This is a genomic window from Streptomyces sp. HUAS MG56 (assembly GCF_058673395.1).
In genome coordinates, this window is record NZ_CM178722.1 from 815,060 (window position 1) to 836,226 (window position 21,167).

Sequence of the window (21,167 nt, forward strand, 5' to 3'; positions counted from 1 at the left end):
GAGGCGGCCCTCCTCGTCCGCTACTGCGCATCAATGGAGGTGAGAGCCGTGTCCATGTCCGCACCGACACCCGCAGCCGACCGACAGCCATCCGCCCCGAATGGGCCCACCGACCCGGACGGCCCGACCGGCCGCCTGGCCGAGTGGCTGGCCGCAACTACCCTGGACGACATCCCCGCGAGCGTTCGCGAACGGGGCGTCCACCTCATACTCGACGGACTGGGCTGCGCCCTGATCGGCGCTCAGCTGCCCTGGTCCCGCCGGGCCGTGGACGGCGTCCTGGCCATGGAAGGCACCGGCGATACGCCGGTGATCGGCTGGGGACGCACCACGAGCGGACCGGCCGCCGCGGTACTGAACGGCACGTTCATCCAGGGCTTCGAGCTCGACGACTACTACCCCCGGGCCCCGCTGCACAGCGCCTCGCTGGTGCTGCCCGCCCTGCTGTCGACCGTCGCGGCATACGACGGGGTGCGCGGGGCGGACTTCCTGCGCGCCAGCGTGCTCGGCTTCGAGACCGGGCCGCGCGTGGGGCTCGCCCTGCACGGCTCACAGATGCTCTCGCGCGGCTGGCACTCGGGGTCCGTCTTCGGCACGCACGCCGCGGCCGCCGCCTGCGGCGCGCTGCGCGGTCTGGACGCAGCCGGATTCGAGGACGCGCTCGGGCTGGCCGCCACCCAGTCCGCCGGGCTGATGGCCGCCCAGTACGAAGCGATGTCCAAGCGCATGCACCACGGCCTGGCCGCCCGCAACGGCTTCTACGCCGCCGGCCTCGCGCAGGCCGGCTACACCGGCATCAAGCGGGTCTTCGAGCGGCCGTACGGAGGCTTCCTGTCGACCTTCGGCGAGGGCCACGACCCGGATGCCGCACAGATCACCAAGGACCTGGGCGAGCAGTGGCACACCGAGGCCATCACGGTGAAGATCCATGCCGCGATGGGCGGCCTGCACCCGGCCATCGACGCCGCCCTGTCCCTGTCGGCCGACCACAACTTTGACGCGGACGACATCGCGTCCATCCGGATCCAGGTCCCCGACGCGATCTACCACCACGGCTGGTGGCAGCCCGAGCGCCCGCTGACCACCATCGGCGCCCAGATGAACATCGGCTACGCCGTCGCCGTGGCCCTGCTCGACGGCCAGGTGCGCCCCGCGCAGTTCCACGACGCGCGCATCGACGCCGACGACGTGTGGCAGCTCATCGAACGCACCGAGGTGCTCCTCGACAGCGCGCCCCAGGACCCCGCCTGGACCGAACCGGGCTACAACACCCGCGTCACCCTCACCCTGCACGGCGGCGAGCAGCTGACGCGCGCGCTCAACCAGCCGCACGGCGGACCGGACGACCCGCTCACCAACGCCGAGATCCGCGACAAGTACCGGGCACTGACCGCCCAGGTCACCGACACCGCACGCGCCGCCGAGATCGAAAAGGTGGTCCTCGACCTGGAGAGCCAGGACCGCCTCGACGACCTGATCGACCTACTCGCCGCTCCCGTCCGCGGCGCCCTCGACTAGGTCCAGGCCCTCACGCCCTGGCCCCCCTCACTCGCACGCGGAGGAAAGGCAACGCCATGCCCGCTACCCCAGGTGCCTGCCTGCGCACCTTGATCAATGAAGGCCAACTCACCGTGGCTCCCGGTGTGTTCGACGGCCTGGGCGCCTCGCTCGTCGCCCGCACCGGCTTCCGCGCCGCCTACCTGACCGGCGCGGGTGTCGCGGTCGCCGGATTCGGGCTGCCCGACATCGGCCTGCTGACCCAGACCGAGATGACCGAGCGCGCCCACCTCGTGGTGGACGCGCTCGGCGACGTACCGCTGATCGCCGACGCCGACACCGGCTACGGCGCCCCGATGAACGTGGTGCGCACCGTACGCGCCTATGAACGCGCCGGCGTCGCCGCCATCCAGCTGGAGGACCAGGCGTTTCCCAAGAAGTGTGGCCACCTGCCCGACAAGGAACTCATCTCCGCCGAACCCTTCCTGGACAAGCTGGACGCCGCCTTGCAGGCGCGCTCGGACGCGTTGATCGTCGCCCGCACCGATGCCCGTGGCCCCCTCGGGATCGACGCGGCCATCGAGCGCGCCCACCGCTACGCCGCCGCCGGCGCTGACGTGATCTTCGTCGAGGCCCCCGAGTCCGTCGAGGAGATCGAGAAGATCGCCGCATCTGTCGAGGCGCCCCTGCTGATCAACATGGTGCAGGGCGGTCTCACCCCCGACACCGCGCCGGACCGGCTCGCAGCTCTCGGCTACCGCATCGCCATTCACCCCGGCGCACTGCTCGCGCCCTACGTGCTGCACGGCCTGGAGGCCCTGACCCGCCTGGGCGGCACCATGCCCGAGGCCACCCCCGACCCGCAGGGCCTGTTCGAACTCGTCGGCCTGCGCGAGTGGTCCGCGATCGGTGAGCGCTACCGCGACCACACCAAGGAGGTCTCCTGATGGCCATGACCATGATCGAGAAGATCCTCGCTCGCAAGGCCGGCGTCGATCAGGTCCGCCCGGGGCAGACCGTGGTGTGCGACGTCGACATGACCGTCATGATCGACCTGCAGTTCGCCACCAGCTGGGTCCAGCCCCTGAAGATCAACGACCCGGACAAGGTCGCGGTCATCATGGACCACGCGGTGCCCGCCCCCAGCGTCCACGACGCGATCGGCGGCACCCACGCCCGCGCCTTCGCCCGCGACTTCCACATCGACAAGTTCTACGACGTCGGCCGGCACGGCATCTGCCACCAGGTCATCGCCGAGAACGGACTCGCCCGACCGGGCGAGATCCTCGCCTGTACCGACTCCCACACCTGTGCCGGCGGCGCGTACAACACTGCGGCGCGGGGCCTGGGACCGGCCGAGGTGTACTCCATCATGTGCACCGGCAAGACCTGGTTCCAGGCCGCCCCGACCATCCACTACGAGTTCACCGGCACCAAGCCGGCCGCCGTCTCGGGCAAGGACATCTTCCTGTACATCGCCGGACAGTACGGGGATGCCACCAACCACAACCTCGAGTACGGCGGGCCGGGCCTGGCCTCCATCCCGATGAACGACCGGCGCACCATCGCCACCCAGGGCGCCGAGATATCCGCCGACTTCTCCACCTTCCCCATCGACGACCTCGCCCGCGACTTCCTCGCCGAACACGGTGCGCCCCCCGGCTCCTACGAGGCCGCCGACGCCGACCCCGACGCCACCTACACGGCCGTACGCACCATCGACCTGTCCGCGCTCGAGCCCCACGTCGCCCGGCCCGGCACCGTCAGCAACAACTCCCTGCCGATCTCGGCGATCGAGAAGCGCCCGGTCAACCAGTGCTTCATCGGCTCCTGCGCCAACGGTCAGCTCGAAGACCTGCGCATCGCCGCCGAGATCGTCCGCGGCCGCCAAATCGCCTCCAGCGTCCGCCTGTTGATCACCCCGGCCTCGCAGCAGGTCTACCGGGACGCGATGCGCGCCGGATACCTGCAAGACCTCGCCGACGCCGGAGCCGTGGTCACCAACTCCACCTGCGGGGCCTGCTTCGGCTACCACATGGGCCTGCTCGCCCCCGGCGAGGTCTGCCTGACCTCCTCCACCCGCAACTTCACCGGCCGCATGGGCAGCCCCGACGCGGAGATCTACATGGCCTCCCCGGCCACCGTCGCCGCCTCCGCCCTCACCGGCCACGTCACCGACCCGCGAGGGGCCCAGAACTGATGGACACCCAACTCACCGGCAGGGTCTGGGCGGTCGGCGACTCCGTCACCACCGACGCCATGTACCCCGCCTTCGCCATGAAACTACCCGTACCCGAAGCCGCGAAGCACATCTTCTACGAACTGCGCCCCGGCTGGACCGACCAGGTCTCCCCCGGCGACATCGTCGTCGCGGGCCGCAACTTCGGCCTCGGCTCCTCCCGCCCCGTCGCCGCCCTCTTCCGGGAACTGGGCATAGCCGCGCTGGTGGCCGAGGAGTTCAACTCGCTGTTCCTGCGCAACTGCATCAACCACGGCCTGCCCGCCCTCACCGTCCCCGGCGTCACGGACGTCTTCAGCGACGGCGCCACCATGCGCCTGGACTTCGCCGAGGGCTGGGTCGAGAACACAGCCTCGGACCGCCGCCTGGACGGCGGTGCCCTGCCGCCCATGGTCCTGGACATCCTCGAAGCCGGCGGCATCCTGCCCAAGCTCGCCCGCGAGGGCTACGTCCCCATCCCCGCCTAGAAGGCGGTCCCTTCAGCCGGTGGTGGCGGCTTGGCAAGACGGTGGAGCCCCCGCCACCTCCCTCCACTCCGCTACCACGAGCCCGGAGAACACCTCATGCGCATCGCGGCCGCGACCGTCCTGCTCACCGGCGCCACCGGCGGCATCGGCCGCACCCTGGCCCACCGGCTGTCCCAAGCCGACGCCCAGCTCGTGCTCTCCGGCCCCGACCCGCAGGAACTGGAGGAGCTGTCCGCACCCTGCGGCGCCGGTGCGGTCGTCGCTGATCTCACCGATGCCAAGGACGTGGCACGGCTGACTGAGGCGGCGGGCGCCTGCGATGTCATCGTCTCCAACGCGGGCCTGCCCGCCTTCGGGGACGTGAACCTGCGGGCCGGGATGCTGCCGGCCCGGCTCGCCGCACCGCGTCTCGTGGCCAAGAGCCGCGGGCACCTGGTGTTTTCATCGGCTCCCTCTCGGGCAAGATCACCCACCGCTCGGGCGCCGTGTACAACGCGACCAAGTTCGGCCTGCGCGGCTTCGCCCTCGGCTTCCGCCAGGACCTGCACGGCACCGGCGTCGGCGTGTCCCTGCTCGCACCCACCGCGGTGCGCGACGCGGGCAAGTTCGCCACCACCCACGTCACCGCGCCCACCGTGCTGCCCAAGGTCACCCCCGACCTGGTCGCTTCGGCCGTCATCCGCGCCATCGAGCGCAACACCGCGGAAGTCACGGTGGCGCCCCGCCCGCACCCGGGTACTCATGGCGCTCGGTGCCCAGTTCCCCACACTCTCCGAGCGCGTGCAGCGCCGCCTCGGCGCCCATCGGGCTCTCCAACAAGTCGGCGACGCCCACCACGATCGCTGACCCGCCCCCTTCACACAGTTCAGGAACCCCCATGTACGATCGCATCGCCCCCGGCGTCACCCGCATCACCACCAGCAAACGCGACAACGCCTTCCTCATCGACGGAGACGACGGCTTCACCCTCGTCGACGTCGGCTGGGCCAAGGCCCCCGGTGTACTGCTCAACACCGTTGCCTCACTGGGCCGCAAGCCTTCCGACATCCGCCGCATCGTGCTCACCCACGCCCACCCCGACCACGTCCAGGGCGCTGCCGCACTGCGCCGCGAAACCGGCGCGCGCATCCTCATCCACGCGGCCGACCGCCCCTGGCTGCAAGCCGGACGCGTCCCCGCCGAGGGCCGATGCGGCGCGCTGGGCCGATTCATCGACCGGCTGCCCGCTCTGCACTGGACGCCGTTCGACGCGGACGCCACCCTCGCCGACGGCGACCTGGTCGAGAACTCCGGCGGACTGCGCGTCATCCACACCCCTGGACACTCGCCCGGACACATCGTGCTCCTCCACGAGCCCAGCCGCGCCCTGCTGGTCGGCGACGCGATGTTCAACCGCGGCAAACTGGCCCTTGGCCCCGCCGCCCTGGCCGCTGACCCAGCCCTGCGCCCGGCCAGCCTCCAGCGCCTGCCACAGGACCTCACCACCGTCGGCTTCGCCCACGGCGCTCCACTGGACGCTGTTGGCATCCCGGCCTTCCAGGAGTTCCTCACACGCCTGCCGCAACACACCTGACGTGTTCGCCCAAGGGCAGGTGTCTCACCGAGTCGGGCTCAACGGGAATCGGCCTCGCCCTTGAGACGAGAACCGCTCGGCCCCGGTGAAACGGATCAAGGAACAGGCAAAAAACGGGCGCCGAGGAAGGCAACTGCCGCTGAGATCCCGCAGCCACAGTGCCGACGGAGGCGGTATTCCGTCCCGCCGCCATCGCCATACCCGCCGCGGCCCGAAGATCCCGCCTTTGTCGGTGACGGATGCCCAACGGGCTGTGCTTGAGGGACGGGTGCGTCGCCGGTCGACGGCTCAGGCTCTGGCCTTGAGGTCCCGGATCGTTCTGGAGTGTGCCGACGGGCACTCGATCATGGAGGTGTCACGGAGGCTGAAGGTCGCTCCGGACACGGTCCGCACCTGGCGAAGGCGCTTCCTCGACCGCGGTCTGGACGGCTTGTCCGACGAGCCCAGGCCGGGTGTCCCGAGGAAGATCACCGACGCTGATGTGGAGCGGGTCGTCGGCAAGACGCTGGAGGAGAAGCCGGCGAACGCCACGCACTGGTCGACCCGGTCGATGGCGGCGGAGACCGGGATGTCCCAGTCGGCCGTCTCACGGATCTGGCGTGCCTTCGCCCTGGCCCCGCACCGTTTCGAGACGTTCAAGCTGTCCACGGACCCGCTGTTCATCGACAAGGTCCGCGATGTGGTCGGCCTCTATCTCGACCCGCCGGAGAAGGCCCTGGTGCTGTGCGTGGACGAGAAGTCACAGATCCAGGCCCTGGGCCGGTCCCGGCCTGTCCTGCCGATGTTGCCCGGCGTCCCCGAACGCCGCAGCCATGACTACGTCCGCGCAGACACCACCACCCTGTCCACCGCCCTGGCGGTCGCCACCGGCAAGGTGATCGGTTCCCTGCACCGGCGCCACCGGGCCGTGGAGTTCAAGAAGTTCCTGGCCAAGCTCTACAAGGAAGTGCCGACCGGGCTCGATGTCCACCTCATCCTCGACAACTACGTCACCCACAAGACACCCGCCATCAAGAAGCGGCTGCTGGCACACCCGCGGTTCCACCTCCACCTCACACCGACGAGTTCGTCCTGGCCCAACCTGGTCGAGCGGTGGTTCGCCGAGCTGGCGCAGAAGAAGCTCAAGCGCGGTGTCCACCGCTCCGTCCAAGCCCTCGAACGAGACATCCGAACCTGGCTCACCGACTGGAACGAGGACCCCAGGCCCTTCGCCTGGACCAAGACCACCGACGAGATCCTCGACAAAGTAGCCGCGTATTGCCGACGAATCTCTGACTCAGGTCACCAGGGGCCTGGGGCTCCGGTGGCGGCGTTCGCTGACCGGTTTCCTTACACCCAGCCGATAAGCCGTTGGGAGGCCGCTACGCCGCCGGGTACAGGGCGCGGAGGGGCCACAGGGCCGTGCTGCCGACCAGGCTCTCGTACATGTTCGCGCCACTACGCAGATTCACTGACCGACGCCGTCCGTCCGCCGCGGGCGCGATCACGCGTGATGAGAGATCCTCCCGGTGTAGACACCGATGGACCAGTACCCTGCGCTGGGAGTCCTGAAGTTGTAGACCGGCTCGATCACTCCGGGCGCGAGAGGCCAGTTGAGCTGGATCGAGCTGTACGGCCCGGTGTAGCCGGTGTCCCTGATGAGCCTGTCGGCGTCGGCGGTGTCCAACTGCACGGACGGGACGGGAATCGCCCGGGCGCCGACGAGGTGATGCGTAACCAACTCGACCACGAAAGAGGGGTCCCAGGGCTTCTCGTTCTGGAGGAACACAGTTCCCTCCTCGACACTGAAAGCGAACCGCCAGACACCGAAGTCCTCGACGCTCTGCGACGGACCCTCGGGAGACGATCCGTTGGCGAAGAGGAAACGGGCGTTCGGGAACTCCTCATGGACCCGCTCGTCGGCCTGACCGAGCAGACGGACGAACTACTTGGCCGGCACACCGCCCGCGACCGCCCCGGCCGGGGACGTAGTCACCACCCCCAACGCCAGGACTGCCCCCAGCAATCCCAACACCCGAATCCACCGCGACACACTGCGAACAACACCCACATCCCACCCCTTTTCTTCTCGCCCAACACTGTCTGAATCGAGCACAGACCACCAGACGGCAACAGCCCCAGAGACCCAAGGGCACAACAAGACGTGACCACGGCAGCAAGGCGCCGAGGACCAGGACGGGCGCCTACCACCACTCACAGCAGGACGGCGGCGCGGCCACAGCCACCGGCCGGTGCCGGCGCCGGAGCAATGCTCATGACCTGTGGATCGGCCTCGGGCTGGGACGCGAAGGGCGTACCTTCCCGAGAGATCGACTTCTGGTCATCGAGTAGGCCGACGTTGCGCCGTCGGTCGGGAAGGCACGGCCGTGCTGAGCGTAGTGAATGCCGATGGAACGACCGAGACCGGCTCCCTGATCGACGACATCGTCCGCGAGGGCGCGGGGCGGATGCTGGCCGCCGCCCTGGAGGCCGAAGTCAACTCCTGCATAGCCGAGTTGGCCGACCACCGAGACGAGAGCGGGCGCCGCCTGGTGGTCCGCAACGGCTGCCACCAGCCCAGGAAGGTCACCACCGCGGCCGGGACGGTCGAGGTGAAGGCGCCGCGGGTGAACGACAAGCGGGTCGACGAGACGACCGGCGAGCGCAAGCGGTTCTCCTCGGCGATTCTGCCGCCCTGGTGCCGCAAGTCGCCCAAGATCAGCGAAGTGCTGCCCCTGCTCTATCTCCATGGCCTGTCCTCCGGCGATTTCGTGCCCGCCCTCAAGCAGTTCCTCGGCTCCACGGCCGGCCTGTCGGCAGCGACGGACACCCGCCTCACCCAGCAGTGGCAGGCCGACCACCGGGTATTCGGCGAACGTGATCTGTCCAGCAGCGACTACGTATACGTGTGGGCCGACGGCATCCACCTGCGCATACGCCTGCGGGAGGCGAAGTCGTGCGTGCTCGTGCTGATGGGCGTGCGCGCGGACGGCACCAAAGAGCTGATCGCCATGAACGACGGCTACCGCGAATCCGCCGACTCGTGGGCGGATCTCCGCCATCAGAGGTGCTGGGTTCACAAGATCGCCAATGTCGCGAACGCCCTGCCGACGTCCGCCCAGCCCGGGGCGAAGAAGGCCCTGCAGGAGATCTATAACGCCGAGGACCGTGATCACGCGTTCAAGTCCGTGGCCGCGTTCGCCAAGACCTGCGGAGCGAAGTTCCCCAAGGCCGTCAAGAAGATCACCGACGACGTGGACGAGCTGCTGGCGTTCTACGACTTCCCCGCCGAGCACTGGATCCACCTGCGCACGACGAACCCGATTGAGTCGACGTTTGCCACCGTCCGGCTGCGGACCAAGGTCACCCGAGGTGCCGGCAGCGCGCCCGCCGCCCTGGCCATGGTCTTCAAGCTCGTCGAGTCCGCCCAACAGCGGTGGCGAGCCGTGAACGCACCGCACCTCGTCGCCCTCGTCCGCGCCGGGGCCCGTTTCGAACGCGGCCAGCTCGTTGAACGGCCGCAGCCGACCGCGGCGTGAATAGGGTGGCGGACCTGCCTCGAAGTTCGAGATCATCCGGTCATGTTGGATGGCACGGCAGGACAGGACCTTCCGGTCGGCTTCGGGTTCCGGCCGTATCGCGGCGACGAAGACCACAGCGCCATGGCCGCGGTGCGGCTGGGGTGTGCTGAACGGGACCGGGTCGATGCCCACTCGGTTGTGGAAGGGCTCCCCGCAGCGGCCGAGATCGCCGAAGCCTCTGCCACACTGGAGGAGCCGTCCAAGAATCAGATCCTGGTAGTGCGCAACGGAAGCGTCGTCGGCTACTCGACGATCCGGTGGTGGCAAGAGCGGGACGATACGTGGCTATACCTGCACCGCGGCTACCTCTTGCCCGAGCATCGCCACCAGGGCATCGGCTCAGCCATGCTGAGCTGGGCCGAAGAGCGGATCCGCCAGCTCGTCAAACAGCACGGAACGGCGCGGACGGCAGTGATCGGCGCGAACGCCATGGCCTCCGAGCAGGACGCCACGGCACTTCTGCGCGCAGCCGGCTACCGACGTGTCTTCAGTCTGGTCGAGCTGGAGCTGGGCGATCTGCAGCAGTTGCCCGAGCCGGGCAGCGAACTGCCAGCCGGGATACGGACAGGGCCGATCGGGACAAGCCACTACCGTGCAGCCTGGAGGACGGTCGTTGATTCGTATGCGGACACCGGTTTCACGCAGAAATGGCCTTTCCAGGACTTCGTCGACACCGCCGACCCGGCATGCTGGCGGGCTGCATGGAACGGGCACGACATGGTCGGCGTCGCCCTCTGCTCCATCCGCCGTCACGACCGCACCGTCGGCGAGGTCGAAGAGCTGAGTATCCGGACGGACCAGCGACGCCTCGGAATCGGCCGGGCCCTGCTGCTGGACGGGCTGCGAAGCCTTCGCGAGCAGGGTGCAACGACCGCCCGGCTCTTCACGGGCACGGCAAACCCGCACCGGTCCTACGATCTTTACGAGAGCGTGGGGTTCCGGCGGCAGAACGAGTACGTCCGTTACCGCAAGCCGCTTGCTTGACCGACCGGTCATTGGGCTGTCCGGCCAGTCCACAGGATTTGATGCGATGAAGGGGCGGGGCCTCCGCCCTCGGGGGGCCGGGTACATACCCGGTGTTCACGTTCGTCATGGCTAAGGAGGCCCCTGATGAGCGAGTACGACGGACACCAGTATGTCGGCATCGACCTGCATCGCCGGCGCTCCGTGATCGTGCGTCAGACCGTGGACGGCACGCAGCTGAGCGCAGTGCGTATCGCAAACGACCCGGTCGCGCTGGGCCTGCAGATCGAGCAGGCCGGCAGTCGCCCGGACGTGGTCGTGGAAGCTACCTATGGCTGGTACTGGGCAGTTGACGTGCTTCAGGCTGCCGGGGCCGAGGTCCACCTGGCCCACCCGCTGGGCGTGAAGGGCTTCGCCTACCGGCGCGTCAAGAACGACATCAAGGACGCCTCGGACCTTGCCGACCTGCTGCGCATGGGGCGTCTTCCGGAGTCCTGGATCGCCCCGCCCGACCTGCGGGAGTTGCGTGAACTGGTCCGCTACCGGGCCAAACTGGTGGCCCTGCGCAGTGGGCTGAAGGCCCAGGTCCACGCGGTGCTTGCGAAGGCCGGGGTCCTCATCGCCGTCTCCGACTTGTTCGGCACCGACGGCCGCCGCCAGTTGGGGCAGACCACGCTGTCCGGTGCCTACACCCAGCGCGTGGTCTCCCTGCTGAAGCTGATCGACATCCTCGACGCCGAGGAAGCCGTCTTCAACACCCGGATCGCCGAGCGGCTTCGCGGCCATGCCGGCTGTGGGGCCATCCGGGGGCTGCCCGGCATCGGACCGGTCCTGGCCGCAGTACTGGTCGCCGAAATCGGCGACGTGCACCGGTTCCCCTCCGCCGACCGGTTGTGCTCCTGGGCCGGACTGACCCCGCGCCACTACGAATCCGACACCGTCGTGCGCCGCGGGCACGTCACCAAGCAGGGCAGCAAGCTCGTGCGCTGGGCCGTCGTGGAGGCCATCCAACGCGCCACCACACCCAAGATCGCCGAAGACCGGGCACGGATCGAGGCCCGCCGCGGCAGGAACATCGCGAAGGTCGCCGCGGCCCGAAAACTGCTTACGCTGGTCTACTACGGGCTGCGCGACGGACACATCCGCGCCCTGGCCCGCCAGACGGCGTGAGCAGCTCGGTGGCGGCAGGCGCGCGGCCGGGCAATTGTCTGGCCCCCTCAACGGCGCGGCCGTGGATTTGATTGGCCCCGCCTGCCCCACGTCGTATCGCTCCATGCGGCCCAGCGCCGCGAAGGAATGACCGGCAGCCGAGTACGGCCCTGCCCTCCCGCATCGCGGACTGGAGAACAGCGACACCCACAACCGCATGCTCACACCTACCTCGGGACCACACCCCGGCCACGAGTCGGTCGGCCCTGCCCGATACCGCCAACAACCAGCAAAAACACCACCGTTGACAGAACCCGCCCCTTCAGGAATGACAATTCCTCGCCGCGCCGCTGTCGAAGGAGGCACACGCCGGCCTCACGACGGCGTACCTCAGAGCACTGCGTCAAGCGGATTCGGCTCTCTACGACCGGTACCTCGAAGAGGATGAGGAGATGCGACGGCTGTCCGCCGCCGACAGCGCACAAGCTGCAGAAGACAGGCCTGTCGGCGGCACTCGCCCGGGCCCTTGATGAAAGCCAGCAAGAGGCCTGGGCTGAGGGCGCGATCACAGGAAGTCTCCGCTGCCGGGTTCGCCAACTCGATGTGCTCAAGGCTGTCAGCCTCGGGGGGCGATGTAGCGGTGACCCGAGTTGTTCAAGCCCGAGACGGTCCCCTTATGAGGGTGGCGCGCGGGCGGCCAGAATTCCTTTGCTCGAAGGGGTTCCGGCCAGGACCCTGGTCCACATGTTGAACGATGACGTGCACCGACTGCGGAAGAACTACCCACAGCCTCTGCCCGTCGATGAGTCGCACTTCCTGCGCCTCGGGAACGCGCTCGGCCTGGACCAGGAGCACCCAGGCGTACTCGGTGACGAGATCATCGCCGACCTGGACATCCAAGTCCGCGGCATCGGCTGGCGGGGGGGCGTACCCGGACCTCGACCGGCAGACCCGGATCCTGCTCTCGGACTATCTGGTCGCCTGTGCCCGGGCCGTCGCTGACAACCTGATCGAGGCACAGGTCGAGCGTCTTGAACTCGACCACGCCGTGGATGACTTCCGCAAGTGGATCGAGCGCGGCATCCGGCCCGGCCGATCGCGCTCCAGTTGGCCACTGAATGCTTGAGTTGGCCAGTGCTGCGCTCAGGGAAGTCGCCAGGTGTCGGCTGGCTCTGTGACTCCCTCGTGTGACCGACGGGGAGCTGGGTGGGTGAAGAGAGCTGCCGATGGCTGGGATCAAGTGGCGCAAAGGTGATCTATCTCGGGAGGGTGGTGGGCGGAATACTCTATTTGTCCAGCGAAGGCTGCAGGCAAGTGGAAGGCCCGTATGTCTGACCAGGCCAGTCAGCCGCCCCGCGCCATCGAGTTGACCGTGCCCACGACCGCGCCGGACACCCCTCTGAGGCTGGAGCTGCGTTCCGCATCTGCAAGGAGTTCACGATGAGCGACACCGACCTGTTTGTGCCGATCAACGTCCACGCGCTGCCCGTCAACCGGGCGAACATCTCGAACACACGGAGCTTCGAGGAGTCCGATGCGGGTGTGCACGTGCAGTGGCAGCTCCCCGAGGCCCTCACTGACGGGTACGAGGACCCCGCCAGCGGACAGACCCGCTTCCCCCTGGTGCCCAACCGCTGGCTGGTGACTCGCTACCACGGCCCGGCCAACGCACGCCAGGCCGTCGGCTGGATTGTCCACAGTGACTTCCTGGACAACGACGGTCCGCACGGAGCGCGCGGCACCGCCCGGAGTATCGCGTTGTACGACAGCAGGACCGGGGCCGCCGCAACAGGGAGGAGGCTCGACCAGAGGGTCGGCTCCTGGGTCGAACTCGAACCCGAGGCCCCCGAGGGCGCACTGTTCCTCACTGCGGTCGGCCCCGGCCTGCCGACGTTCGCCGCCTACCAGCCCTACAACCAGGACGTCTTTTCCATCCACGACTCCCTGGTGTACCGCAACGGGGAACCCGCTCTCGCCGACGGCACCCTCAGCTACCTGGTCGCCGGCTGGTACAGCGACGACGGCGTCGACACCCTGTCGAAGTCCGCCGGTGTCGGCGCCTTGCTGCCTCCAGACCCGGCTGAAGTGCCCCCCGAGCCGGCCCGGCTCGCCGGCATCCTCGACGCTCTCGGCTGGCAGCCGTCCGGCTCCTCGCAGACTCCACGCACCCTGTACAGCGGCTCCGCCCTCGGTGTGACCTGGCAGCACGCCGCAGAAAGCCGTTCGTAAAGCTGCTTCCGGACCGCCTGCGCGTCGGCCGGGTCGGTCGCAGTGAAGGGCCATAGCAGCAGGAGTCCACTACCGCCCGGTGACGGCTCCGCCGGGCGGTAGAAGCGCCTCCGTCCGTATCCAAGGAGATGCGCGCAACCACCCCACCGGCATCGCGATCCCACAGAGCGCAGCGCCGGTCAACTGAAGCACTCACTGGCTAACTGGGGGTCTGGCCGCGTTTTCATGAAGCCTACGGCTGTATGAGCATGCGGCGGCGGCGAGGCTCTTCAGAAAGGTGCCAGCAGTCGATCTCGCTGCTGGCAGTTGCGCCCGAGCAAGAGGTGCCACGCAGTGCCCGAGGGGCGCTGCGTGGCACACCAGGTTGCTCCGCGGGTCAGCCGGGCAGGTCGCCGGTGTAGCGGTAGATCGCGCCGGCGGCGTTGACTCCCCAGACGGTGCCGTCGGCACCTACGCCGATGTCGGACAGCGACCCGGGGATGTTGATCCACGGGTTGGCTGGGCTGGTGTCGCAGTAGCTGTAGTGGTAGACAGCGTCGCCGGGATCGCAGCCCCACACGGCGGTGCGTGAGCCGACGTCGATCGCCTTGAGCGAGCCGTTGAGGCCCTTCCAGTTGTTGGTGTCCTGGTCGCCGGTGTAGCGGTAGATCTGGTTCGCTGCGTTGCATCCCCAGACGGTGCCGTCGGCGCCCGCGCCGATGTCGGACAGTGTCCCGGGGATGTTGATCCAGGGGTTGGCGGGGTTGGTGTCGCTGTTGCTGTAGCGGTAGACCGCACCGGCGGGGTCGACGCCCCAGACGTTGGTCCGGGATCCCACCGTGATCCGCACCAGCGAGCCGTTGATCTGCTTCCAGTTGTTGGTGTCCTGGTCGCCGGTGTAGCGGAAGACCTGGTGGGCTGCGTTGCATCCCCAGACGGTGCCGTCGGCGCCCGCGCCGATGTCGGACAGTGTCCCGGGGATGTTGATCCAGGGGTTGGCGTCGTTGTTGGTGTAGCGGTAGATCGCACCGGCGGCGTTGACGCCCCATACGTTGGTCCGGGATCCCACCGCGATCCGCGTTAATGACCCGTCGATGTGCTTCCAGTCGGACATGCTGGCGACCCCTCTCCGGTCGGATGTGGTTCGCCTGCACGCTGCCCAAGCGGAACGATTCATCACCAAAACAGATTTAAGGGGTGATCATAGTAATTGACCTAATATAGTGGTTTGCCGGGGAGCCAGCCGCTCCCGCGCTGGCCTCACCCTGCTCGGCCCAACCACCGAGATGACGCGATCCTGGTCAACCGTGCGGCTGCTTGACAGGAAAACGACCGGACCATCGTCTGCCCCTCTCCCAAAGCCCCGGCCAACAGGGCGATATCGGGGCCCCGTTTGAGTGCCAGAGCGGGCAACTCGGTTGCGGCCCTGTTTCCGTGGAGGTCGCGCCCGCGCGATGCAGCCTGACAGGGCCTCGGTCGCAACCATCACGGAAGCAGGGACCAGCACCAATAACGCGAACGTCCACAGCCGGTGCGGGTTCGGGTGCGGTGGTGCGCGACGGGCCGGTAGCGGCGGGAGGGTGGCAGGCGGAGCGGGCAGTGCCGCGGCGGACCGGGCACGGTCAGGGCCTGAAGCAGTGGCAGGCGCGGTTGTTCGCCGAAGGCCTGGAGCGGGCCGTCTTCATGTGGACAGGTTCGGGCATCTGGCTGTCGCGCGCACCGACGGCCGGGTGCGAGAGGGGTTCGATCCGGGGCGGTGGCCGGCCAACCGGCGTGCCGATGCCGCGTCAGTGTCTCTCGAACAGGCGGAGCAGCTACGGGAGCTGGATGCGCGGGATGCGACACCGGAACTTCCACTTCGCGCCCGCGATCCACTGAGCCCCGGGCCGCAGGCCGGCTTCCGGCAGCCTCACTCTTGAAGGCGCAGCTGATACCTGGTTGTGTCCGGTCGCATCCGAGTGTCCGCGAACACGCAGTGGTGACTCAGCGCTTCGGGTGGCCGGTGAGGGCTTGTGTTCGATCCAGCCGCTATATTCATCCATCACTTGGTCACGATCCGCACCAATGGTGATGTCGGGCCGGGTACCGGATGGCCCCCTGAGCCGGGGCCATGTGATCCTGTGGGGGGATACACCGTGCGACGTGCTGCTCTGCTTTCGACTGCCACTGCCACAGCGCTGGCGACCTCGATGTTCACCGGCCCTGCCCTGGCCCGTGCCGATGCCGCTCCAGGGACTGGACCCGTCCTGGATAACGCGGACTCCTGGTACGACTATCCCGGAATGGTCTTCATCACCGCGCACTCGGACAATGCGATCACCCATATCACCGCCCACTTCACCCCCGTCGGCAGCCCGAACGGCGCGCCCGAGGCCGGATCCACTGACGACTTCACCCAGCAGTCCGGCACGGACGGCCGCTCTGGAGTCTGGCGGGCCCCGGTGCACCTCGCGGACCTCGGCGAGTACCGGATCACCGTCGATATGGAGGACTCCTCCGGCGCCACGGTCACCGGCGTCGCCTCACGCTCGACACTGCAGTACCAGACCATTCTCACTGTCCCGGACCTTGCGGTGACGCCGACCAAGCCGGACTACTTCCATCAAAAAGTGACCGTCAGCGGTACCGAAGTTGCCGAGGACCCGCGGACGCCCGGCACACGGGTTCCGGTCGCCAACGCGCCGGTCGTCATCACCTGCCAGGGCACCTCCCCATACAACAGGTTCAACACGCAGACCGGCGCCGACGGGCGCCTCACCTTCTCGTTCGTCCCCACCGTGTACTGGGCCGACATGACGGCATGGCCACAAGACTCCAGCGCCTACCCCGGGGCGATCCTCCTGCGCTCGCCCCAGCAGCCCATGAACCCCGTGCAGGCACCGACCCGGTTCACGGCGAGCACACAGGCCCTCAACCTGCGCGAGGGAACGACGGGCACGGTCACCGGGCACGCGGAGATCCAGACGGCCGACGGCTGGCAGCCGCTGCCGCACACGTCACTCAGCCTCATAGGTACCGGCTCCTCGCAGGGGTTCGGGGGGACGACCACCACGGACGACAAGGGGTTCTACAGCCTGCGCGTCCCCTCGGACAATCCGTTGCCGACCGGCCAACTCGTCCTCGGCGACACGCCGTTCTTGCAGCCTGCCACTGAGCCTTTCAGCCTCCACGTGGCATACACGACTGACCTCACCATGGACGCCACGCTCGACGAGAACTCCCGACTACACGTCTCGGGAGACATCGAGTACAGCGATCCCCGTGCCCACTGGCCGTCCAACACCGCCGTCACCATCGAATACTCCAAGGACGGCAAGACCGGCTGGAAGTCCGCCTCCACAATCCCGGTGAAGATCCGTTACAACAAGCCCAACTTCCAGGAAGTCTTCGGCGCGTCATTCACCGCGCAGAACAACGCCTACTGGCGTGCCCGCTTCAACGGCAACCCCGACCTCGCGAGCAGCACCACCAAGCCCGTCCGCCTACGCCGCTACCCCACACGGATCACCGGGTTCGACGTCACCCCCGAACCGGTCAGCAGGAACGGCCTCATCCACCTCAATGGCACACTCCAGTACTACACGGGTACCACCTGGAAGCCGCTCGCCGACGCCAACCCCGCCCTGTACTTCCGGCCTCGCGGTGCCTCCACCTACCGCTACATCAGTGACCTGAGCACCGACTCCAAGGGCCGGATCCGCAACATCACCCAAAACGACACCCAGGACGGCACCTGGGCAGTTGCCCTGAACCGCAACATAGGCGGCCAATACCTCAAGAGCCCCCTGGTCACGGACTACGTCGACGTGCGATGACCATGCCAGCGCAGCCCGGCACCCCCGGACTGCGACTGGACCCCGCCGGCAGACGTGGCGGCTGTCATCCGTCATGGCCCCATCGCGACGGTTGTTGCCGACGATCGCCCTCGGCCGCGCGTCATCGAACGGGGCGAACTCAACCTGCTCTGCGAGGTGTTCCTCGTCCCCCCTGCTGCAACACGATGGAGAACAGGGAAACCGAACTGCCGGCGCTGGTGGCGACGTTCCGTGCCGCGTACGCGCGGCACCTGAAGGGACCCGCCTGGACGGACCTGGTCCGCAGGCGGTCGGCGGCGAGCCCGGAGTTCGCCGTGCTGTGGGCCGCCCAGGAAGTCGCCCTGCCGGCGACCAGAGAGTTCCGGGTGTACGCCAACCCGGCGGTCGGCCAGGTGGTGTACCGGTGCACCACGCTCGCCGTCACCGCCACACCGGAGACCTACATCAACGACTGCACCCCGGCTGACGACGTCAGCCGCGACCGCGTCGAGTGGCTGCGCGCACCCCGACGCGATTCCGGCACCGTCCCACACGCACTGACAGACGGGTGACCGGGACGTGCCACCGCGTCGCCCCCCGAAGGGCTCGCGCGCCCGGTCGCTTCCGCCAAACGGTGCTGGTGCTGGTCTGGTGCTGCGATGATTTCGCAAACGCGGCTGCGCGCACTGCCTGGCCCACGACACGGCCGTCTTGCCGCCCCCGGCTACCGCCACCTGCTCACTGATCGTTACTCGTCGAGCTGGACGTCGTGCGCGTCGAGCCCACCAGCTAACCCCGAGCGACCTCAGCGGTGTGCGCGGGGGTGTAGCGCTCGCCCATCACCTGGTCGCTCAGCGGGTCCAGCGCGGCCAGCGCCTCGGCGTCCAGGGTGAGCTCCAGCGCAGCCGCGTTCTGCTCCAGCCGGGCCGGGCTGCGGGTGCCCGGAATGGTCGCCACCGCCACCCCGAGCCGCTCGGCCTGGGCGTACACCCAGGCCAGCGCCACCTGGGCCGGGGTGGCACCCAGCCGGTCGGCCACCTCGCGCACGGTCTGCGCGATCTTCTCGTTGGCCTCGCCCGCCTCGCCGTCGAAGCGGGGGTTGGTGCGCCCGAAGTCCTTCTCGCCCAGTGTGGAGCGGTCCAGGGTGCCGGTCAGGAACCCCCGCCCCAGCGGCGAGTACGGCACCAGCCCGACCCCCAGCTCGGCCATCACCGGGGTGACCGCCTCGACGTCGCGGGTCCACAGCGAGTACTCGCTCTGCACCGCGGTGATCGGGTGCACCGCGTGCGCCCGGCGCAGCAGCTCACCGTCGACCTCGGACAGGCCGAGATGGCGGACCTTGCCCGCCTCGACCAGCTCGGCCATCGCCCCGACGGTCTCCTCGATCTCCACGTCCTGAGGCGGGCGGTGGGCGTAGTACAGGTCGATCACCTCGACGCCCAGCCGCAGCAGCGAGGCGTCGCAGGAGCGCAGCACGTAGTCCCGGGCACCGCGGATGCGGCGTGCCCGGTCGCCGGCACTGCGGTCGATGCCGAACTTGGTGGCCAGCTGCACCTGGTCCCGGCGCCCGTGGATGGCCCGGCCCACCAGCACCTCGTTGTGCCCGGTGCCGTAGGCGTCGGCGGTGTCCAGGAACGTGATGCCCAGCTCCAGGGCCCGGTCGATGGTGGCCAGGCCGCCGTCCCAGTCGGCGGCGCCATAGCTCTCGCTCATCCCCATGCACCCCAGGCCCATCGCGCTGGCGGTGAGACCGGGCGAGCCGAGCGTGGTTCGGGTGATCATGCGCGGATACTCCTCCTGCCCGGCGGACCGGGCGGTACCTTGAGCACTGACGAACGCCTCCGAAACTAGGACTTGGAGCGCGCTCGAAGTCAAGCCGGAGGACCGGCCCGTTCGGCCTCCATCAATGAACGCCGGCCACGATGATGGCTGCAGCTGACGCAGCAGGCGCGCGGCGAGGCGACCGCCACGCCTAACAGAGGCCGTAGCCACCGGTTCCCACACGCACGCACACGGAGCCGGCTGTCAGCCGACACGGCGAACCCCCTGGCAGGGGGCTTCGTCCGCCGTCAGGGCCGGGACCCTGACGGCCCCCGGGTGGGACCGGAAAACGTGAGGTGCGTTCTCCCGCTGGGGGCGTCATGGGCACTGCTAGATGTGGCGCAGCGCCCAGCACGCCCGAACGATGACGGTCATTGCCGTCACGATGGCCACCGTGCCGAGGGTGATCCCGGCCCGCGCCCGGATGCGACTGACTCCCTCGCCGCCGCGCATGCCTCGTAGGGCGATGCCCCCGGAGACAACCGCCCAGATCCCCAGGGCAGGATGAACAAGAGAGGGGGGAAGCGGAGTTGGTTCGGAACGGACGCCGGAAGCAGAGGAAAGCCGATCAGCGCGACAGCGATGGTGCCCAGCACGAGTGACCCCGCACCTGTCGACTGCGGGATCGCCTCTTCACGCGGTCTCCGCGTTCTCCGACAGCCTGCGCCAGGAGGTGGCCGGCTCCGGCATCCAAGTCTCGGTCATCCACCCCGCCCTCACCGCCACCGATCTGCTGCGGGAGGCCAAGGAGGACGAAATGCCGCCCCCCTTCCGGCACATGAGCCCGCTGTCACCCGACGATGTGGGACGCGCCGTGGTGGCCGCGGCCCGGCACGGAAGGCGGCGTGTCGTCCTGCCCGGCATGGCTGGCATGCTGCTGCTCGGCGAGGCCGTCTCCCCCCGCATCGGCGACCTGATCGCCACCGCCCTGACCAAGCGTCCCATCGCCCGAGCGCTGGGGATGAGCGGCGGCCAGACCTACCACGAAATGCTCCGCCGCCACCCCGAGAAGACCGGTCCGACGCCCGGATGAGCCCGCGACGGCACCGAGGCGCCCTCGGCGCGTGAGGCAGCGCGAGCCGGCCGGAAGGGCGAGGCGCGCGGTGACTGTCCGGGCCACACGATGCCAAGACGCCCTTCTCCTCCGCGACACAGCACCCAGACCGGCCACGGCCAGCCGAGGCGCCGAAGTGCAGGCCGCTCCCCATGCCCTCCAGGCGGTGCTCGTCAGCCGCGCTTGATGTGCATGCAGACGCGTGCTTCAGATCTCTGCCGGACAGCGTGCTGCGTAGGTTTCCCTCCCAGCCCCAGCGGTTCACGTGGGGGCTGGGAGGGAGGCGTGCGGTGGGCGGAGTCGGTGCCGCCCACCGCACGAGCAATCACCGGCGATCGGCCCGAACCGCCCGGCGAGGACGCCGACTTGGTCATCCACGCGCTGGCCCGCCCGCGCTGCGTGCTCCCCACCGCCTCCCACTCCCCCTGCCAAGAAGGGTTCCTCCTCATGAAGATTCTGGTTGTCGGCGCCGGCGCCACCGGCGGTTATCCCGGTGCCCGGCATCCCTGCCTGGCCCGCGCACAGAGGAAGGAGGTGGCGAGGTGAGTGCGAGTAAGGCCGGTGACGTGGCGTGAATTTGTCATTACGCCGTGCGGTCGGGTGCCTGTAGCTCCGCTTGCGCTTGCGCGTTGATCACCAAGGAGGGGCATATCTGATGCGTGCTTTCGGATCGCGGAGGTGACGGCCGATGGCGCCGCCCTGTCCGACGATGCCCGCAGGTCGCGGGCGGGACAGGTCCAGGGCTGCCGGGGCTGGGTTGAAGGCGGCCGGGGCCCGGCGGATGCCCAGGACCCTGTCGGTGAGCGCGCCGGTCAAACCGTCCCCGGCGTACAGCCCTCTGT

At 68.8% G+C, this 21,167-nt stretch carries 15 protein-coding genes and 3 pseudogenes; 16 read left to right on the top strand and 2 right to left on the bottom strand.

The window, feature by feature from the left end:
- Positions 1 to 54: 54 nt before the first annotated feature.
- The 13 genes and pseudogenes from AC4OXY_RS04040 to AC4OXY_RS04100 all read left to right on the top strand — a co-directional run bounded on the left by AC4OXY_RS04040 (position 55) and on the right by AC4OXY_RS04100 (position 13,677).
- Positions 55 to 1,518 carry an MmgE/PrpD family protein gene (locus AC4OXY_RS04040; RefSeq protein WP_491993171.1) on the top strand — a complete coding sequence of 488 codons (1,464 nt, stop codon included), beginning with the start codon at positions 55 to 57 and terminating at the stop codon, positions 1,516 to 1,518.
- A 56-nt stretch (positions 1,519 to 1,574) separates the two neighbouring features.
- A complete protein-coding gene (locus tag AC4OXY_RS04045; protein ID WP_491993172.1) occupies positions 1,575 to 2,444 on the top strand; it encodes an isocitrate lyase/PEP mutase family protein in 870 nt (289 codons plus the stop codon).
- Complete coding sequence (locus AC4OXY_RS04050) at positions 2,444 to 3,697, top strand: 3-isopropylmalate dehydratase large subunit (RefSeq protein ID WP_491993173.1); 1,254 nt, start codon at positions 2,444 to 2,446, stop codon at positions 3,695 to 3,697. The genes AC4OXY_RS04045 and AC4OXY_RS04050 overlap by 1 nt, the downstream gene beginning before the upstream one ends.
- Positions 3,697 to 4,203, top strand: coding sequence for a LeuD/DmdB family oxidoreductase small subunit (locus tag AC4OXY_RS04055; protein ID WP_356038996.1), 507 nt, complete (start codon positions 3,697 to 3,699; stop codon positions 4,201 to 4,203). Before AC4OXY_RS04050 ends, AC4OXY_RS04055 begins: the two co-directional genes overlap by 1 nt.
- Before the next feature lie 96 nt (positions 4,204 to 4,299).
- Positions 4,300 to 4,626 (top strand): annotated as a pseudogene (locus AC4OXY_RS04060) (SDR family NAD(P)-dependent oxidoreductase); the annotation flags it as partial.
- Between the two features lie 62 nt (positions 4,627 to 4,688).
- Positions 4,689 to 4,736 (top strand): annotated as a pseudogene (locus AC4OXY_RS04065) (hypothetical protein); the annotation flags it as partial.
- A gap of 344 nt (positions 4,737 to 5,080) precedes the next feature.
- Positions 5,081 to 5,776 (top strand): MBL fold metallo-hydrolase, encoded by a 696-nt coding sequence (locus AC4OXY_RS04070; protein WP_491993174.1) that lies wholly within the window; start codon positions 5,081 to 5,083, stop codon positions 5,774 to 5,776.
- A gap of 175 nt (positions 5,777 to 5,951) precedes the next feature.
- Positions 5,952 to 7,043, top strand: a pseudogene (locus tag AC4OXY_RS04075) (IS630 family transposase); the annotation flags it as partial.
- Between the two features lie 1,099 nt (positions 7,044 to 8,142).
- Entirely contained in the window at positions 8,143 to 9,294 is a 1,152-nt protein-coding gene (locus AC4OXY_RS04080; RefSeq protein WP_491993175.1) for a transposase, read from the top strand.
- 42 nt (positions 9,295 to 9,336) lie between these two features.
- A complete protein-coding gene (locus AC4OXY_RS04085) occupies positions 9,337 to 10,320 on the top strand; it encodes a GNAT family N-acetyltransferase (RefSeq protein WP_491993176.1) in 984 nt (327 codons plus the stop codon).
- Between the two features lie 126 nt (positions 10,321 to 10,446).
- Positions 10,447 to 11,469 (top strand): IS110 family RNA-guided transposase, encoded by a 1,023-nt coding sequence (locus AC4OXY_RS04090; protein ID WP_362817419.1) that lies wholly within the window; start codon positions 10,447 to 10,449, stop codon positions 11,467 to 11,469.
- A gap of 781 nt (positions 11,470 to 12,250) precedes the next feature.
- Positions 12,251 to 12,574, top strand: a complete 324-nt coding sequence (locus tag AC4OXY_RS04095; RefSeq protein ID WP_491993177.1) for a hypothetical protein — start codon at positions 12,251 to 12,253, stop codon at positions 12,572 to 12,574.
- Positions 12,575 to 12,888: 314 nt separating this feature from the next.
- A complete protein-coding gene (locus AC4OXY_RS04100; protein WP_491993178.1) occupies positions 12,889 to 13,677 on the top strand; it encodes a hypothetical protein in 789 nt (262 codons plus the stop codon).
- Positions 13,678 to 14,053: 376 nt separating this feature from the next.
- On the opposite strand, the gene AC4OXY_RS04105 is transcribed toward AC4OXY_RS04100, so the two are convergent.
- Positions 14,054 to 14,770, bottom strand: a complete 717-nt coding sequence (locus AC4OXY_RS04105; protein ID WP_491993179.1) for a tectonin domain-containing protein — start codon at positions 14,768 to 14,770, stop codon at positions 14,054 to 14,056.
- A gap of 1,168 nt (positions 14,771 to 15,938) precedes the next feature.
- On the opposite strand from AC4OXY_RS04105, the gene AC4OXY_RS04110 reads away from it, so the two are divergent.
- Complete coding sequence (locus AC4OXY_RS04110; protein WP_491993180.1) at positions 15,939 to 17,471, top strand: hypothetical protein; 1,533 nt, start codon at positions 15,939 to 15,941, stop codon at positions 17,469 to 17,471.
- A gap of 2 nt (positions 17,472 to 17,473) precedes the next feature.
- Positions 17,474 to 18,022 (top strand): MmyB family transcriptional regulator, encoded by a 549-nt coding sequence (locus AC4OXY_RS04115; RefSeq protein ID WP_491994776.1) that lies wholly within the window; start codon positions 17,474 to 17,476, stop codon positions 18,020 to 18,022.
- A gap of 217 nt (positions 18,023 to 18,239) precedes the next feature.
- Here AC4OXY_RS04115 and AC4OXY_RS04120 read toward each other — a convergent pair whose 3' ends face one another.
- Positions 18,240 to 19,232 (bottom strand): aldo/keto reductase, encoded by a 993-nt coding sequence (locus AC4OXY_RS04120; protein WP_491993181.1) that lies wholly within the window; start codon positions 19,230 to 19,232, stop codon positions 18,240 to 18,242.
- Between the two features lie 637 nt (positions 19,233 to 19,869).
- Between AC4OXY_RS04120 and AC4OXY_RS04125 the strand changes: the two genes are divergently transcribed.
- Positions 19,870 to 20,304 carry an SDR family oxidoreductase gene (locus tag AC4OXY_RS04125; RefSeq protein ID WP_491993182.1) on the top strand — a complete coding sequence of 145 codons (435 nt, stop codon included), beginning with the start codon at positions 19,870 to 19,872 and terminating at the stop codon, positions 20,302 to 20,304.
- Positions 20,305 to 21,167 lie beyond the last annotated feature (863 nt).

Coding starts and splice junctions, on each gene's coding strand:
- AC4OXY_RS04110 (WP_491993180.1), top strand. CDS start 15,939: ATGGTCTTCATCACCGCGCACTCGGACAATGCGATCACCCATATCACC.
- AC4OXY_RS04085 (WP_491993176.1), top strand. CDS start 9,337: ATGTTGGATGGCACGGCAGGACAGGACCTTCCGGTCGGCTTCGGGTTC.
- AC4OXY_RS04070 (WP_491993174.1), top strand. CDS start 5,081: ATGTACGATCGCATCGCCCCCGGCGTCACCCGCATCACCACCAGCAAA.
- AC4OXY_RS04090 (WP_362817419.1), top strand. CDS start 10,447: ATGAGCGAGTACGACGGACACCAGTATGTCGGCATCGACCTGCATCGC.
- AC4OXY_RS04120 (WP_491993181.1), bottom strand. CDS start 19,232: ATGATCACCCGAACCACGCTCGGCTCGCCCGGTCTCACCGCCAGCGCG.
- AC4OXY_RS04095 (WP_491993177.1), top strand. CDS start 12,251: ATGAGTCGCACTTCCTGCGCCTCGGGAACGCGCTCGGCCTGGACCAGG.
- AC4OXY_RS04105 (WP_491993179.1), bottom strand. CDS start 14,770: ATGTCCGACTGGAAGCACATCGACGGGTCATTAACGCGGATCGCGGTG.
- AC4OXY_RS04115 (WP_491994776.1), top strand. CDS start 17,474: ATGCCAGCGCAGCCCGGCACCCCCGGACTGCGACTGGACCCCGCCGGC.
- AC4OXY_RS04100 (WP_491993178.1), top strand. CDS start 12,889: ATGAGCGACACCGACCTGTTTGTGCCGATCAACGTCCACGCGCTGCCC.
- AC4OXY_RS04040 (WP_491993171.1), top strand. CDS start 55: ATGTCCGCACCGACACCCGCAGCCGACCGACAGCCATCCGCCCCGAAT.
- AC4OXY_RS04050 (WP_491993173.1), top strand. CDS start 2,444: ATGGCCATGACCATGATCGAGAAGATCCTCGCTCGCAAGGCCGGCGTC.
- AC4OXY_RS04045 (WP_491993172.1), top strand. CDS start 1,575: ATGCCCGCTACCCCAGGTGCCTGCCTGCGCACCTTGATCAATGAAGGC.
- AC4OXY_RS04055 (WP_356038996.1), top strand. CDS start 3,697: ATGGACACCCAACTCACCGGCAGGGTCTGGGCGGTCGGCGACTCCGTC.